Source organism: Streptomyces dangxiongensis (assembly GCF_003675325.1).
GTDB lineage: Bacteria > Actinomycetota > Actinomycetes > Streptomycetales > Streptomycetaceae > Streptomyces > Streptomyces dangxiongensis.
Map to the genome: position 1 here is coordinate 7,760,790 of NZ_CP033073.1, position 15,333 is coordinate 7,776,122.

Annotated in this window: 7 protein-coding genes; all 7 read left to right on the forward strand. The window is 74.8% G+C overall.

From position 1 onward, the window contains the following. The first annotated feature begins 231 nt into the window (after positions 1-231). The 7 genes from D9753_RS34875 to D9753_RS34905 all read left to right on the forward strand — a co-directional run bounded on the left by D9753_RS34875 (position 232) and on the right by D9753_RS34905 (position 6,759). Complete coding sequence (locus D9753_RS34875; RefSeq protein WP_163010875.1) at positions 232-471, forward strand: hypothetical protein; 240 nt, start codon at positions 232-234, stop codon at positions 469-471. A gap of 79 nt (positions 472-550) precedes the next feature. Then, a complete protein-coding gene (locus D9753_RS34880; protein ID WP_121790640.1) occupies positions 551-844 on the forward strand; it encodes a hypothetical protein in 294 nt (97 codons plus the stop codon). 2 nt (positions 845-846) lie between these two features. Continuing rightward, positions 847-1,470 (forward strand): hypothetical protein, encoded by a 624-nt coding sequence (locus tag D9753_RS34885; protein WP_121790641.1) that lies wholly within the window; start codon positions 847-849, stop codon positions 1,468-1,470. A 143-nt stretch (positions 1,471-1,613) separates the two neighbouring features. Next, a complete protein-coding gene (locus D9753_RS34890) occupies positions 1,614-4,877 on the forward strand; it encodes a WXG100 family type VII secretion target (protein ID WP_121790642.1) in 3,264 nt (1,087 codons plus the stop codon). Positions 4,878-4,994: 117 nt separating this feature from the next. Further along, entirely contained in the window at positions 4,995-5,594 is a 600-nt protein-coding gene (locus D9753_RS34895; protein ID WP_121790643.1) for a type VII secretion system-associated protein, read from the forward strand. 204 nt (positions 5,595-5,798) lie between these two features. Continuing rightward, positions 5,799-6,254, forward strand: coding sequence for a YbaB/EbfC family nucleoid-associated protein (locus D9753_RS34900; protein WP_163010876.1), 456 nt, complete (start codon positions 5,799-5,801; stop codon positions 6,252-6,254). Between the two features lie 124 nt (positions 6,255-6,378). After that, a complete protein-coding gene (locus D9753_RS34905; protein ID WP_121790645.1) occupies positions 6,379-6,759 on the forward strand; it encodes a hypothetical protein in 381 nt (126 codons plus the stop codon). Positions 6,760-15,333 lie beyond the last annotated feature (8,574 nt).

Below are 15,333 nucleotides of genomic sequence, written 5' to 3' on the forward strand. Positions count from 1 at the left end.
GCACGGGCAGAGAGCCTGTCACACCGGGCAGGACAGGCACCTGCCGCTGTGCTTCGGCCCGGTTGGCGAACAGGATGGAAACACGCGGGCAACGAGGTTCGCGACACTTTCGAGGTGACTGGAGGGATCGGTATGGCATCGTCCACCGAGGCCGTAGACCTACTCGGAATGCAGCAGTCTGCACAGGTCCACCTGCAGACTTTGGAAAGCCACAGGGTGTCCTACCAGCGTATGAGGGAGCTGGCCACCAGGGCGGAGCAGGGGTGGAAGGGCGACGCCGGCGCCGCGTTCCAGAGGGCCCTCGAAGGGTGGATGGCGAACTACAACAAGATCGGTTCGGTCCTCGACGAGATGCACCAGCGCATCATCGGGACGGGGAACGCCCAGACCCAGGCGCACCAGGCGACCACGCAGACGGCCGGCACGCTGGCCAACGCGACCGTCGAGCCCGTCAAGCTCATGGGCTTCTGACGCACGTCGCACCGGCTTTCGCGCAGTGCCGGGAACACGCCCACAGGGACACTGTGCGCCACTCATCGAGGAGATACACATGGCCGAGACCTACGAGGTCGACTGGCAGGCCTTCAACGAGACGCTGACTCAGTTGAGCACTGTACAGTCGGAGATCAACGAGCTCAACCAGCAGTTCGCCAGCGGCAACACCAAGGCGCTCACCGGCTGGATCAGTGACGTCAAGGAACTGTTCGACCAGCACAAGGTCAACTGGAACCAGACCGTCGCCGAGATGCAGGACCAGGCGGCGAAGGCCCAGCAGGCGGCGGCACAGTGCCGGGAGGAGTACCTGCAGGCCCACAACTACGGCGTCAAGACCTGGGGCGGCTGATCGTGGCGGCCATACCGGTCCGCCCCGACACCCCCGGCGGGAAGGACCCCGCTCCGGACCCCGGACCGCCCCAGGCGTGGGACCCCACGACGGTCCACAAGCCGGACACGGTCAACAACCCCGACAGCGGCGGCGTCCCGGGCCCGCCGCCCGTGCCCAAGAACGGTGGGGGCGGCTCGGGCAAGGAAGCCGTGAACACGGCGTCCATGGACCAGTTCGCCAAGAACATCGCCGAACTGGTGCCTCACGTCATCGAGGCACGCAACCGGATGTCGTCCGGCTCGGCCTCGGTCGTGCACCCGGGCGCCTTCTACGACGCCTACCAGTTGCGGTCCAACACCTCGGGCGCCAACGGTGGCGGCGGCCTCCAGCAGCGCTACTACAACGTCCTCGCCGACCTCGCCGAGGGCCTGCAGGACATCAGCGACGGGATGCGGTCGGTCAGCAACAAGTACACGACGGCCGCCCAGCTCGCCAAGTTGAAGACCAGCGACCTCCAGCAGGCGCTGAGCGACGCGCAGGCGGACTTCCAGCGCCTGGGAACCGACAGCGGCGCGACCGCCGGTTCCACCGGCACCTCGGGTTCCGGAACCGGCAGCGGTTCCGGAACCGGCAAGACCACGTAACCGTGGTACCCGCCGCTGTGGGCGGCACCGGACACCGGTGCCGCCCACAGCGGCTCAGGCATGGACGTAATCAGCGCTCGGTCCTTCCGCCGCCGTCGTGCTCGCGTGCCGGAGGCCGAGGCCCCAGACGAGAGCGCAGGCTTATGCCGGACTACAACCAGGGCGGATTCCACCAGGACGACAGCGGTATCTATGTCGACCCCACGGTCCAGGGCTCCCCGTCCGACTACGAAAGCTGGGACTGGAAGCAGATCATGGCCGCCATCACGGGCGGTTCCGCCCTGGTGCCCGGCCAGGGTGGGGAAGCCCGCGCGTCGTCCGTGTCCTCCCCGCAGACCCTGGTGAAGGCGGCGAACGACTTCCAGTTCGTCCAGGAAGTCATGGCGATGGTCGCCAAGAGCCTGGCCGACCAGGCCAAAGCCCTGGCCGGCGGCAAGGGCGCGCCCTGGCAGGGTGGTGCGGCGGACGCCTTCATGGACGCGATGACCACGTTCTCCAAACAGGTCGCCTCGAACGCCGAGGCGCTGGGCGGCGGTTCCACCGGCAGTTCCGTCGCCCAGAACCTCGTCTGGAGCGCCAACGCGCTCACCGTCGCCCAGGTCAACATCCACGCCATCGACGCCTGGTACGCCAACCAGGCCGCACGGCTCGGCGTCAAGCCCATGGCCAACGGCCTCATGCCGATCAGCCAGAAGCCCGAGCTGGTGCAGATGATGACGGACGACATGCGGGCCGAGCTGAAGAAACTCGCCTCGAACTACGCCCAGGTGAGCCAGAACCTCGGCCGCGTGCAGCCCAAGCCGGTCGCCTCACCGATCAAGGACCCCGGCAGCACCGGCGGTGGCAACGGCGGCAACGGCACCCACATCCCCAACACCTTCAATCCCGACACGGGTACGGGGGGCGGCAGCGGCGGCCCCGACCTGAGCACCGCGGGAGGCGGTCCGGGCGGTGGCGCGTCCGCACCCGACCTGAGCTCGCTGAACACGGGTGGCGGTGGAGAAGGCGGTACGGGCTCGCCGGTGCCGTTCACCGGCGGCGCCGCCCTGCCCGACCTGGCGACGACCGGCGGGGGAGGGGCCGGGGACCCCGGAGGCAGCGCGGGTACGATCTCGCCCTTCCCCGGCGGCACCTCGCTCGGCGACCCCGGAACCGGAAGCGGCGGGGCGGGCGTGCCCGACCTGACCCTCCCCGGCACCGGCACCGGCACCGGCACCGGCACCGGCACGGGCACGGGCGGTACGGGTGGTACGGCCGGTGCCGTGGACCCGTTCACCGGCGGTGCCGCGATGCCCGGCCTGCCCACCGGGACCGGTGGCACGGGCACGGGTGGCGGTACCGGAACGGTCGAGCCGTTCCCCGGCTCGACCGGCACCGGCCTGAACGACATCCTCGATCCGTCCACCGGCTCCGGGACGGGCGCCGGCACCGTTCCGGCCAGTGCCGTCCCCCTGCCCGGGTTCGGCTCCGTGGCCACGCCGACGACGGGCGGCACCGCTTCCTCGACGGCGGGCCAGGGCCTGGCCGAACCCGTCACGGCCTGGACCGGCGGTGCCCCGACGCCGGAGCCGGGAACCGGCGGCACGGGTGTTCCCGACGTCGGAACGATCGGCACGCCGGATGTGGGCACCGTCGGCGGTACCGGTGCGGCGGCGCTGCCGAGCGACCTCGTGAGCGGCGCCCCCGGTCTCGGCACGCCCTCCGCGATGCCGTCCTCCGACCTCGTCTCCGCACCGGCCCTGCCCGAGACGTCGGCGGCGGGTTCGGCCGTTGGGGCGGGGATGCCGATGATGCCGATGATGCCGGGTATGGGGGCGTCGGGTGCCGGGGGGCAGGGGGTTGCGGGTGCTGAGCGGCCGGATGCGTCGGGTCTGTTGGGTGGTGAGGTGAAGCCGTGGTCCGGTGGTGCGGAATTGGGTGCGTTGCCGGAGGCGGAGCCGGTGGGGGGTGCGGTGGCCGGTGGTGCGGGTCTGTCGGGGTTGGGTGGTGGTCCGGCGGTGGAGCCGGTCACGGGTCTCGCCGAGGCTCCGCAGGTGGCGTCGTCCTCGGTGCCGGGTGGGGGTGAGGCGGCGGGTTCGGCCGGTGGGGCGGGGATGCCGATGATGCCGATGATGCCGGGTATGGGGGCGTCGGGTGCCGGGGGGCAGGGGGCTGCGGGTGCTGAGCGGCCGGATGCGTCGGGTCTGTTGGGTGGTGAGGTGAAGCCGTGGTCCGGTGGAGCCGGGTCGGCCGGGGTACCGGAAGCGGAGCCCGTGGCGGGTGCGGTGGCCGGTGGTGCCGGTCTGTCCGGGCTGGACGCGGGCGACGAGGCCGCTCGGGCCCCGGAGGCGGCATCGTCCGGGGTGCCGGGTGCGGGCGGGACCGCCGCTGCGGCTGCCGGGATGCCGTACATGCCGATGATGCCGGGCATGGGGGCGGCGGGCGCCGGGGCCGCGAGTGCGTCGGGAGGCGAACGGCCCGACTCCTCGGGATGGCTGGAGGCGGCGACCGCTCCCTGGACCGGCGACGGCGAAGCGGGCGCGGAGGCGGGAACGGACCCGGTGGCCGGGGCGCCGGCCGGCGGTTCCGCACTGTCGGGTACCGCCTCCGCCACGTCGGCCGCGGCCGTACCGGTGCTGCCCCTGCCGGCGGCCCCGCCGGCACGCAGGGGCACGGACGGCGCGCGCTCTGAAGGCGATGAGGATGTGGGGCACAGCACCGAGTCGTCCGCGCTGCTGAGTGGCCCGGCGGTTGCGTGGTCACCCGACGAGGACGCGGAGACGGTGACGCCGCCGGCCACCGCCGCACCGGCACAGGGGCGGCCCGCCGTCGTCCCCACCGGTGTTCCGGCTCCATCGGCCGCGCAGGGACCCGCGGAGACCACCACGGAACCGACGGCGGAGGCCGCCCCGCTGCCCGACCTGCCCGACGACCGGGTCCCCGTGCTGGCACAGCCCGAGGCAGCGGACGACACCTCCACCTGGGACGTGGCGGCGGCCGGCTTCGGCATGCTGATGCTCGCGTTCGCCGGCCAGGGCGCGGCCGACGGCGACCACCAGGAGAGCACCTCCCGGTACGCGGTCGCCCCGCCGGCCGTCTGGGAGGCGGAGGGGACGAGCGCCGTCCGTGCGGCCGAGCGCACGGTGGACCCGGGCGCCGAGCCCGAGCTGACCACGTGGCGGCCGGCCGCGCGGGCCGCCACCACGGCCCGGAGCGGCACGGCCCCGGACATCGCCTCCGACGTCGAGATCCGCTGCGGGAACGGGGACGGCGAGCCACCGGAGGAGCCGGAGCCCACGGCGAGCGGGTCCGGAGCGGACGGCGAGCAGGAGGACGACGACGCCGACGACAAGGGCATGGTCGACCTGCTGACGCAGGACGCCTCCACCTGGGGCACCCGTCCCGTCGTACCGGACTCCATCGGTTAGGCGCCGCCCACCCGCCTACCCCGCGCCCGTGCCGGACGGCCCGCCGCCGTCCGGCACGGGCGGACCACCCACGTCACCCGCACACCGGCCGCCTCGGCCGTCCAGGAGAACGCACCCATGAACGACGACAGCGGCACGCCCGCCACACCGGCCGTGCCGGAACCGCCCGAGGACATCCGGGAGGCCGCACGCCAGGCCCCCGACCACTGGTTCGGGATGGTCGACCCGGCCTGGGACGAGGCGGAGGGGCCACCGCCGGACTGGGCCGTCATCGGCCGGTGGCGCTCGGACGCGACCGGAGAGATCGTCGAGTGGCAGGAGAACGACACCTACCGCCCCTCGCCCGCCGCGCTGGGCTGGGCTCCGCCCACCGACCCGGCGGACCACGCGGTGCAACGGGCCGCCACCGGCTACGGCCGCCCCGAGGACGTCGTACGCGCCCTCGTCGGCGGTGAACTCGCGGTGCACGTCCGCCCGGACGGCCAGGTCGCCACCGCCGTGACACCGGAGGGCACCGCGGTGGTGCCCGCCTTCACCGCCCAGCCCCAGGTGGACGCTGCCGGGCGGCTGGCGTACCAGGTCATGCCGTGCCGGGACGTCCTCGGACTGCTCCCGCCCGGCCATCTGCTCTACCTCAACCCGGCCGGAGCCGTCTCCCTCACCGTGGAGACCCAACCGCTCCTCGACGCCCTGTCGATGGCCGAGGACACGGTCTGACCCGCGGCCTGCCCCGGGCGGCCGGGGCAGGCCGCGTCTGTTCGGACAACGTCGGTGTTCGTGCGGGCACGCCTCCCGGGCTGCGGTTCTTTCCCGCCCGCGATCGTGTTCTCGTGTTCGGACAGAGGCTCCGACAGCCTCACGCGTCCCCGGTCCGCGCCGGGTACGACCGTCCAAGCGTCCGACCGCATGAGGAGCGAGCACGTGTCCACGCCGTTCGACGAGCAGATCGAGGAACTGCGGACGGGCTACCAGGCCCGGCTGGCGCAGATCGGTGAACTGCAGCGCCGTATGAGCGAGGTGACGGGCACCGCCACGGCCAAGGCGCAGGCCATGAAGGTCACGGTGGGCCCGCAGGGCGAGCTGCTGTCCGTGGAGTTCCCCACCGGCGCCTACCGCAGCATGGCCCCCAAGGAGCTGTCGGACCTGATCGTCGCCACCGTCCAGGAGGCCAGGGGGAAGGCCACCGCCGCCCTCGCCGAAATCATGACCCCGCACCTGCCCGAAGGCCTCGACGCGGCACGACTGCTGCGCGGCACGGCCGATGTGGCGCGGCTGATGCCGTCGGAGCCGGCCATGCCGGACGGGGTGCGGGAGTACGTGGACCAGGGGCGCGTGGGGCGGCGGGCCGGTGAAGGGCCCCGGATCGCACACGACTGATCCGTTCCGCCGACCGGCTCCCGCCCGCGACCCCGTCCCCGGGGGCCGCGCCCGCACTCCGGCCCCCGGCCGATCCCCCCGACCGAATCCCTGACCCGTCCGCTGCCAGGAAAGGAGCCCCGCCGTGCCCGAGAAGTTCGTCGTCAACCCCGAGGGAATCCAGCGGGCGAGCGTGCCGCTGGTGGCACTGGCCGAGCGCCTGGGCGGAGCCTTCAAGGAGGCCGCGGCACGCCTGTCCGCGGACGGCTCCCGAGCCTGGGGGAACGACAAGCCCGGCCAGCGGTTCGCCAGCGGATACGTCCCGACCGCCGAGGACATCATCAAGGCCGGCAGCGGCGTGGGCGAGGTGCTCGGCACCTCCGCCGAGAACCTGCGGGCCATGGCCAAGGTCCTCACGGACGCCAACGAGGCGGCGAAGACCACCACGGGCCGGCTCAACGGGCAGATCGGCGGCGGCGGTCAGGGCCGGGGCGGCAGCGGCGGCGGGCGCGGCGGCCGGGCGTGAGTCCCGTCCCCGAGCCCCTTAGGTGGGCCGCGCTCATCACCGGTACGCAACTGCCGGAGGCCGACCCCGCCCTGCTGCGGCAGCAGGGCGAGGTCTGGGGCGACCTGGCCCGCCAGGTCGAGGGCATGATGAGCGAGGTCAACGCCGTCCGCACCACGGTGCTGTCCAACGTCAACGGCCAGCCGGCCGAGGCGTTCGACGGGTACATGCGGGCGCTGGGCACGACACTGCCCGAGCTGGCGAAGGCGGCCGACGGACTGCGCCTCAAGGCCGACGACTTCGCCCTCGAGGTCGAGCACGCCACCTACATGGTCGAGGCGATGCTCGCCTGGATGCTCGTCGAACTGGCCTTCCTGGCCAACACGTTGTTCGGGCTGGCGGCCGTACCCGCGTTGATCACCGGCGTACGGCAGGTGATCCAGGCCATCCTGCGGCGGCTGGTCATGTCGGCGGCCATCGGCGCGGGCACCATGACGGGCCTGGAGACCCTCCTCCAGGGCATCGAGATCCTCAAGGGCACCCGCAAGCACCTGGACCCCAACGCCATCAAGAACATGGCCCTCGGCGGGGCGATCGGCGGCGCGGCCTTCGGCGCGATCTCCGGCGTGGCCTCCCACTTCGTGCCCAAGTTCGCCAACTCGCTCATCGGGCGCACCGCGATCGGCGGTGCGTCCGGCGTGGTCGGCGGTGCGGCCGTCAACGCGGCGCTCGGTGCCGAGCAGGACCTGGGACTCGCCTTCCTGGCCGGCGCGGCCGGTGCCATGCTCGGCGCCCCGGGCACGGGGGGCCGCCGGCCGGACGCCACGCCGACGGAGGGGCTCGCCGACGCGGTCAAGTCGCTGTCCACCAAGGCGCCGTTCAGCCCGCCCGACGGCGTGAACAGCTCCAAGCCGCCCGCGTTCGGCGGCGCCGACGGGCTGGGCGGCACGAAGGACCTCGCGACGGCGAACCCGGGCCCCGTCACCCGGAACACGGTGACGCCGGGCCCGGACACGGTCACCGGCACGCCCGGTGCCGTACGGACCGTCACGCCGTCCCCCGGCACCGGCGAGCACACCCCCGGCCGACCGCCGGCCGAGTCCGTGCCGTCGGCCCCCGAGACCGCCGTCCCCGCGCCCCCGACCGCCGTCCCTGCGGGTGCGGGGACGGCTCGCGCCACCGGCACCGAGGCGCCGGACATCACGCGGACGGGGCGTCCGGCGGCGTCCGGCGGCGTCACGGACCCCACCGTGACCGGTGCCGTACCGCCGGCCACCCGGGAAGTCGCGGGCCTGCCCGGCTTCGAGAACGAGCCGGCCACGGCCGCGGGCGGCACCGGACCCCGCGCGGGGCTGACGGATCCGGCGACTCCCGGGCAGGTGCGGGAGGTCGGTGATCGGGCGCCGTCGGCGACGAGCCTGACCGAAGCCCCGACGACGGCTCCGTCCGCGGCCCGCACCACGGAGAGCCCTGCGGCCATCGCCGACGGCGCGGTCCCGGACCGGGGTGCGGAGGCCGGCGGGGCCGGGGAACTGCCTGGGCGCGTGGTTGTGGGCTCCGGTGGGGAGGCTGCCGGGGTTCGTGGTGCGGAAGCCGCTCCGGGCGCGGGTGTGGTGCGGTCCGAGGATCCTGGGGCCGCCGGCGGGACCGTGGCGCAGGGGCGGGGTGCGGGTGCCGGTCAGGCCGGGGGACTCCCGGGGCGTGCCACCGCCGGCGTCCCTGGGGAGGCGCGGGGTACCGGAGGGGAGACCGCCGGGAGCGGTGCGGGAGCGACGTCCGGCCTGCGACCCGGTGCCACCGATGCGGCGTCGGCGGCTGCCGGCCGGCCGGAGGTCATGACGCGCGGCGCCGAGCCGCCAGCGTCCGCCGCCGGAGACGCCGCACCCGCCAGGCCGTCCGCCACCGAACAGCCCGGCCCCACCGGTACGACCCGCGCCGGTGATGACGGCGCCGGGGCTCCCGCTGTCCGCACCGAGGCGGCGCCGGGTGCCGGTGCCGGGGTGCGGCCGGGTGAGGGGCCGGACGTCCGTGCCGGTGCCGAGCCGGGGTCGGTTCGTGAGGTGCCGGGAGCCGGCGGCACGGGTGCGCGGGCCGGTGCCGGTGACGAGGGTGTCGGGGGTCCCGCTGTCCGCACAGAGGCGGCGCCGGGTGCCGGTGCGGGAGCGCGACCGGGTACGGCGGGCGACGGGCCCGCCCCCGGCGTACGCGCAGCCGGCGAACCGGCGGTGACGTCCCAGGGCACCGGCCCGCGGCCGGATGCCGTGGTCCGTGAGGGCGGGAGTGCGCGGCCGGGTGCTGTGGTCCGTGGTGGGGACACGCGGTCCGGTGGTGTGGCGGAGCCGGCCGCGCCGGACGTTCGTACCGAGAGCGCGGCCGGTGACGGGGCCGGGCGGCCGGGGGGTGAGCGGACCGAGGCGCGGGCGCCGCTGTCCGCGACGGCCGGCCGCGACGGCGAACCCGGCGGTCAGGGCCCGGCGTCCGCCGACCGCGCGGCGGAGCAGCGGACGGCGGACGCCGAGAACCCGTCGTCGCCGGCTCGCGACGGCGACGGTGGCGGCGGTGACCCGTCGCCCTACTCCGGCACCGGCGAGCACGACGCGAACATCGTGCCGGGCGGTGACACGGGGCGCCACGAGTCGTACGTGTTCCACGGCGACGACCAGGTGCGCGCCCAGCGGTGGAGCCAGGAGCAGGAGCGCCTGGCCGACGTGCACCGGCGCCGGTTCGGGGAGGAGCAGGAGCGGTTCCAGCAGCAGCTTGAGGCCGACCGCCGGGTGGAGGAAGCGTTCGGCGGACGCCTGACGGACCCGAACCCCGTCTTCCGGGGACCCGACGACGTCGACGCGATCCGCCTCCGGATCGCCGACATGGAACGCCGGCGTGTCCTGGAGGAGCGCGAGACGCTCACCGAGGGCGCCGACCGGCTCACGACGGAGCAGGACCCCGCCGCCCAGGAGGCCGGTCCCGAGCGCGGTGAGATCACGCGGGAACTCGTCGAGCAGGTGCGTGACCACTGGATGCAGGAGGTGAAGTCCCGGTTCGACGAGCAGTGGCAGGAGTCCTTCGGCGAGTACCTGCGGGGCGAGATCACCCGCTACGAGTTCAACGAGACGTTCGACCGGCTGTCCGCCCACCTGCACGACGAGTTCGAGCTGTCCGCCGCGGCCCACCTCGCCCGGCGGGCGGCGAACGAGGTCTTCGACAACGACTCCGGCCCAGGGCGGCAGGCCCTGTCGCAGGAGGAACTGCTGCTGGTCCGCGAGGACTTCGCCGATGCCGCCGCCGGCGAGGTGTACCGCGCGGCCGAGGGCATGTGGCGTGACGGCGAGCGCGTCGACTCCTTCGACTGGTCCCAGCTCTACCGCGCCCACGACAGCGCGCTGCGGGACCTCACCCGGGGCCTGCGTACCCGGATGGAGCTGGCGGCCGAGGCCGCCGGCACGTTCGACTCCCTCAGCAGGCGGGTGGGCGTCGACACGGAGGCGTCGTGGGTGCGTGAGGCCCGTACGGACTTCCGTACCGAGTTCGAGGTGACGACCCGGACACTGCCCGGCGGGGACGGCACACCGACCCGCTGGATGGACCACGAGCAGTGGCGGGCACAGCGCCACACCCTGAGCGGCCGACTGGAGACCTTCCGCGACCGGTGGGAGGCGCGGCTGCGTGCCCGGGTCACCGAGGAGGAACTGAAGGCACGGACCGGGCGAGAGGTCGAGTCGCGGCGCGCGGAGTGGCAGCGGTCCACGCGGCACGACCCGACGGAGGCCGCCGGGGTCGACACCGAAGCGGTGATCGCCTCCCACCGCGCGGATCTGACGGCCGAGGGCGAACGGTTCCTCGATGGCAGGCACCCAGGCGCACTGACCCGCGCGCAGTGGGACGACTACGCCACCCGGCTGCGCGCCGCGCAGGACAGGCTGGTCGGCGAGCTGCCGACGCGCCTGGACTACCAGGTCGGCCTGGACCGGGCCCTGTCCGAGGCCGACCTGCTGTTCGAGCGTCTGGGGGCGGAGGGGCCCGTCGCCCAGCGCGCCCACGAAGGGCTGCGGGAGGACGTCACCCGGGTCTTCCGTGAACTCGCGGGCCGCGGTGAGGACGGCGCCTGGGGGCTGGACCGGGTCGCGGAGGGTGAGAACCTCTTCTTCGGCGAGTACCTGCCGACGGTGGAACGGTCCCTGCCGGACCGGCTGCGGTTCGAGTGGGGCATGGAGCGCGCGCTGCGGGACGGCGGTGCGGTCTTCCACCGGCTGTCCGAGCCGAGGCTCGACGAGCTGACCGAGCGCCCGGCCCGCAGCCACACCGTCACCGAGGAGACCTTCGACCGGCTGGCGGAGGACTTCAGGGGTGACTGGGCCGGCCGCTACCAGGACATCTACGGGTCCTCCGGACGCGATCTGCGCGGCTGGCTGGAGCGCGAGAAGGAGCGCGGCGACGCGTTCGGCACCACGGTGCGCGAGCAGTGGGAGGCGGACAGTGCCGCACTCCGGGCGCCGGGGGACGCCGCGCGCGAGCGCGCGCGGGCGCAGGCGGACGCCGCCGCGCGCGAGCGCGCCCAGGCGGAGAACTTGCGCTGGCGGCAGCAGGTGGCCGACAACTTCCAGGGCATGCTGGGCAAGGGCGCGGTCCTGGAGGACCTGGCCCGCCAGGTGGAGATCCCGAGGGGCGAGATACGCTCGGCCCGGGCGACCACCGAGTACGAGCGAGGCCTGTCGGAGCTGAAGTCGTGGTTCTCCCAGGAGTGGGACGCCGCCGCCCGTACGCCCTCGCCCGAGGGTGGGAAAGCGGACCGCGCCGCCCTGGCGGACCAGGCACGCCAGCGCTGGCAGGAGCTGAGCGAGCGGACCCGGGCACAGGACGAAGCGGTCCAGGAGTGGCAGCGCGACCCGCGGTGGTCGCTGGATCTGGCACGGATGGAGATCACCCGGGTCACCCGTTCGCCGTTCGACGAGCCGGCGGCCGGCGACGGCACGGCCCGGACGGCCCGGGGCGGCGACGGGGACGGGCAGCTCCAGACCCAGGAACTCGTCGCCCGCGAGGAACGGCCGGCGGCACCGCAGTTGCGCGCCGCCGCTCCGCCCCGTCCGGCGGCCTCCCGGACCGACGCACCCCCGGCCCCGGCACCCGCCCCCGAGGCCGTGGCGGGGCTGCGCGACACCGTCGAGGCCCGCGACCGGGCGTACGGGGAGTTCGAGACACGGCTGACGGGGTTCCCCGAGCTGCGCACCTCCCGGGCGATGGGTCAGGTCGCCGCGGCCCGGGAGGCGTTCGCCGACGCCTGGACCGGGGACCGTGCGGCCACGGGCCCCGCCGAGCTGACTCCCGCGCGCGGCGCGGCCCTCGCGGACCTGACCACGCGGCTGGCCTCCGTCCGCGAGCAACTGACCGCTCACGCGGACGCGGCGGAGGTCTTCCACCGTGACATCGCCTCGATCGTGTCCGACGCGCGGCACGGCGTGCGGCACGGCGAGGCCTTCGCGCACGCGCAGCCGGCGGTCGCGCTGGCGGAGGAGTTCCAGCAGGAGGCCGCCGGGCAACCGCCGGGCCGCCTGGCGAGCCTGGTCCAGGAGTTCGGGCAGCGGTACGCCGAGGCCCACGCCGTCTGGGCCGCCGACCAGCAGGCCCGCGCCGCCTTCGACACCGCCCTCGGCGGCGCGGGCGGGCGCGCCGACCTGACCGACGGCCGGGCGCAGTGGAACGGCCCTGCACGCCGCTGGTACTCCGGACAACTGGCTCAGCTCCGGCAGCAGTACGTCGCCGACCGCGCCGAGGCACTGGCCGTCGTGGACGAGGCCGAACGTCGGGAGCGGCTGCGGCGGCTCGACGAGGACGTGCGCCAGGCCGCGCTGTACGAGCAGCGGCGGGCGCAGACGGTGGTGGCCCACAACCGCCGCTTCGCCGACCACACGGCCCGCTTCACCGCCGATGCCGCCTGGGACCGCGAGCTGACGGCCTGGTACGACGAGCGGCGCCGGGCACTCGCCGCACCGCTGACCGACCGGCTCCACCTGTACACCCCGCGGACGCGCGAGCAGGCTCTGGCACGGTTCGACGCGCAGGCGACCGCGCTGCGCGAGGTCGCCCAGGCCCGGCACGAGACGTACCAGCACTTCGCCCGGCAGCTCGACGGCCGAACCCAGGACACGGTGACGCTGTCCCACCCCGCCACGGTCGACTGGACCCGGCGCCACATCGCCGCACTGCGCGACGCGTACCTCGAGACCGCCCAGGCCGCCCGGGACGCCGCCCTGCCGGCGGAGTTCCTCGCACCGCACCCGCCGGCCGCCACCGGGGACGACTGGCGGGTCCCGGCGTGGCACGAAGCGCAGCGGGAGCTGCACCGCCAGTACGCCGGCCTGCTGGCACAGGACCGTACCGGGGACTCCGCGACCGCGTCCGCCGCCGGCGGCGGGGAATCCGCCGGGGCCGCGACGGCGGCGGAGGAGGAGAGCGCCTTCGACGAGGCGTTCCGCCGGTGGGCGCGGGACGAGGCCCCGGGAGTGTCCGAGGACCGGCTGGCCGCGGTCAGGGAGCGGGTCCGGGAGAACCCGGGCCGGTTCAGCGAGCTGCCCGTCGATCGAACGGCGGAGGACCGGCTGCGGGACGCCTTCTCCCTGCGGGCGGCCCGCGAGCTGGCCGTGGTCCGTGGCGAGGAGGCGTTCGACCGTGCCTTCCGGCGCTGGGGCCTGCGGCTGACCGATGCCTGGCGCAACCGGCTGACCGCCGACACGCCGGCGCCGTTCGAGCTGGTCCTGGACATGGCCGAGTCGGTGCGCGAGCTGGCCGCCGGCGACTTCCGCGACCGGTGGGAGACGCAGCTCCAGGACACCCTCGTCTCCGGCACCGACGTCCGCACCGGCGACGGCGACGCGGTGCGGCAGTCGGCCAGGCAGCTGCGCGCGCTCGTCGCCGGCCTGGACGGGGAGTTCGACCGGTACGCGCTGCTCTTCGGACAGCTCACCCGGCTCGACACGGTCTTCGAGCAACTGGCGGGAGGAGCCTTCCGCGACCGGCTCGACCGGGGCGGGCGCGACCTGCTCGCCGCCTTCGAAGCCGAGCACACAGAGCTGTCCGAGGCAGGCCGGACCCGGATCCTCGAAGACACCCGCCGGATGCTGAGGGAGGCGTTCGACCGGATCTTCCCCACCGCGGCGTCCGTGGCCGGGCTGACCGCCGGCGGCGGGGCGCTGCCGGGCGTCTGGCAGGACCAGGTGAGTGCGGTCCTCGACGAGCTGCCCGGCAGGCTGGCCCTCCAGGCGGCCCGCGAGGCGCAGATCCTCCGCGCCCGGCAGGACGTGACCGACGCCGTGGACTCATGGGCCGAATCCGGACCCGGGGCGGGCCGGGCATTCCTCGACCGTTTCCCGGTCTCCTTCGACCAGATGCGTCCCACGCTCTACCGCACCCTGGACGTCTCCGTGGCCGCCGCGGTCGACGACCACTTCGAGCAGGTCTTCGGACACGAGGGCGTCACCACCGGCCTGACGGACGTCCGGGACCGGCTGGAGCGCTGGCGCACCGCGTACGGCGAGCTGACCGGCCGGGACCGGCTGCACACCTGGCTCACCGTGCAACACGCCCGGGACACCGTGGTCACCACCTCCGGACGGCTCTTCGAGGAACAGCTCGACCGGTGGCGCGCGGCTCACGGCCACCGGACGCTCACCGAGGCCGACATCGCCCGCGCCCGGGCCGGCCTGGACGAGCGGCTGCTCTCCGCCTTCGACGCGCTGTTCACCGGCCGCCCGGTCGCTCCGGACGAGCCGGCCGGCGCGGTCCGGCAGTGGGACGCCCTGCTCGCCGAGCAGGCCCGTGCACTGCCCGCGCACCTCGCCTTCGAGTCCTGGGCCGACGCCGCACTGCACGACGCCGCGCGGTCCTTCCACACCCTGCGCCCGGACGACGACACCGCCCGGCAGCGGTGGGAGGAACGCGCCGAGGACTTCCGCGCCGACTTCCTGGCCGCGTACGAACTGCTGTGGGCGCCCCAGGCGCTGTCCGCGTCCTGGGCCGACCACGAGGCGGCTTCCACCGACGCGTTCGGCGCGGGTCTGGAGGCCGCGCACCTGCGCGCCACCCGCGGCGACGACAAGGGCAAGGGGCGGGCCGACGGGGAGAGGCCGGCCGAGTCGCTGCCGCCGGAGCTGCGCGGACTGGACCACGGCCGGCTGGCCGCACTGATCGGCAGGGCAGGCCGGCTCGTGCCGCCGAAGCCGGCCATCAGCGGGGAGGCCGGGACCGAGGCGCTGCGTGAGGCCCACCGCCGACGCGTGCTGGAGGTCGCCGTCGTCCTGCACACCCAGGACGCGCAGGCGGCCCGGCGCCGGGCCGCCGAACTGGGCGCCGATCCCGCGCCGACGGGGATCCGCGCGGGTGCTCCGCTCGCGGGCACGACGGAGCAGGGGGCCGGCTCTTCGTCGTCCTCGCGGGGTCTCTCCGGTCTCTTCATGCCGCGTGTCGGACGCGACGAGCAGCAACCGGGCGGCGCGCCGCAGGAGCAGGCGGACGACCTGATGGCGGACCTCTTCGGCGACAGCCCCGCCGGGCAGGAGCCGGAGGAGTCCGAGGAGGCCGGGGACGAGCACGTATGCGGAGCCG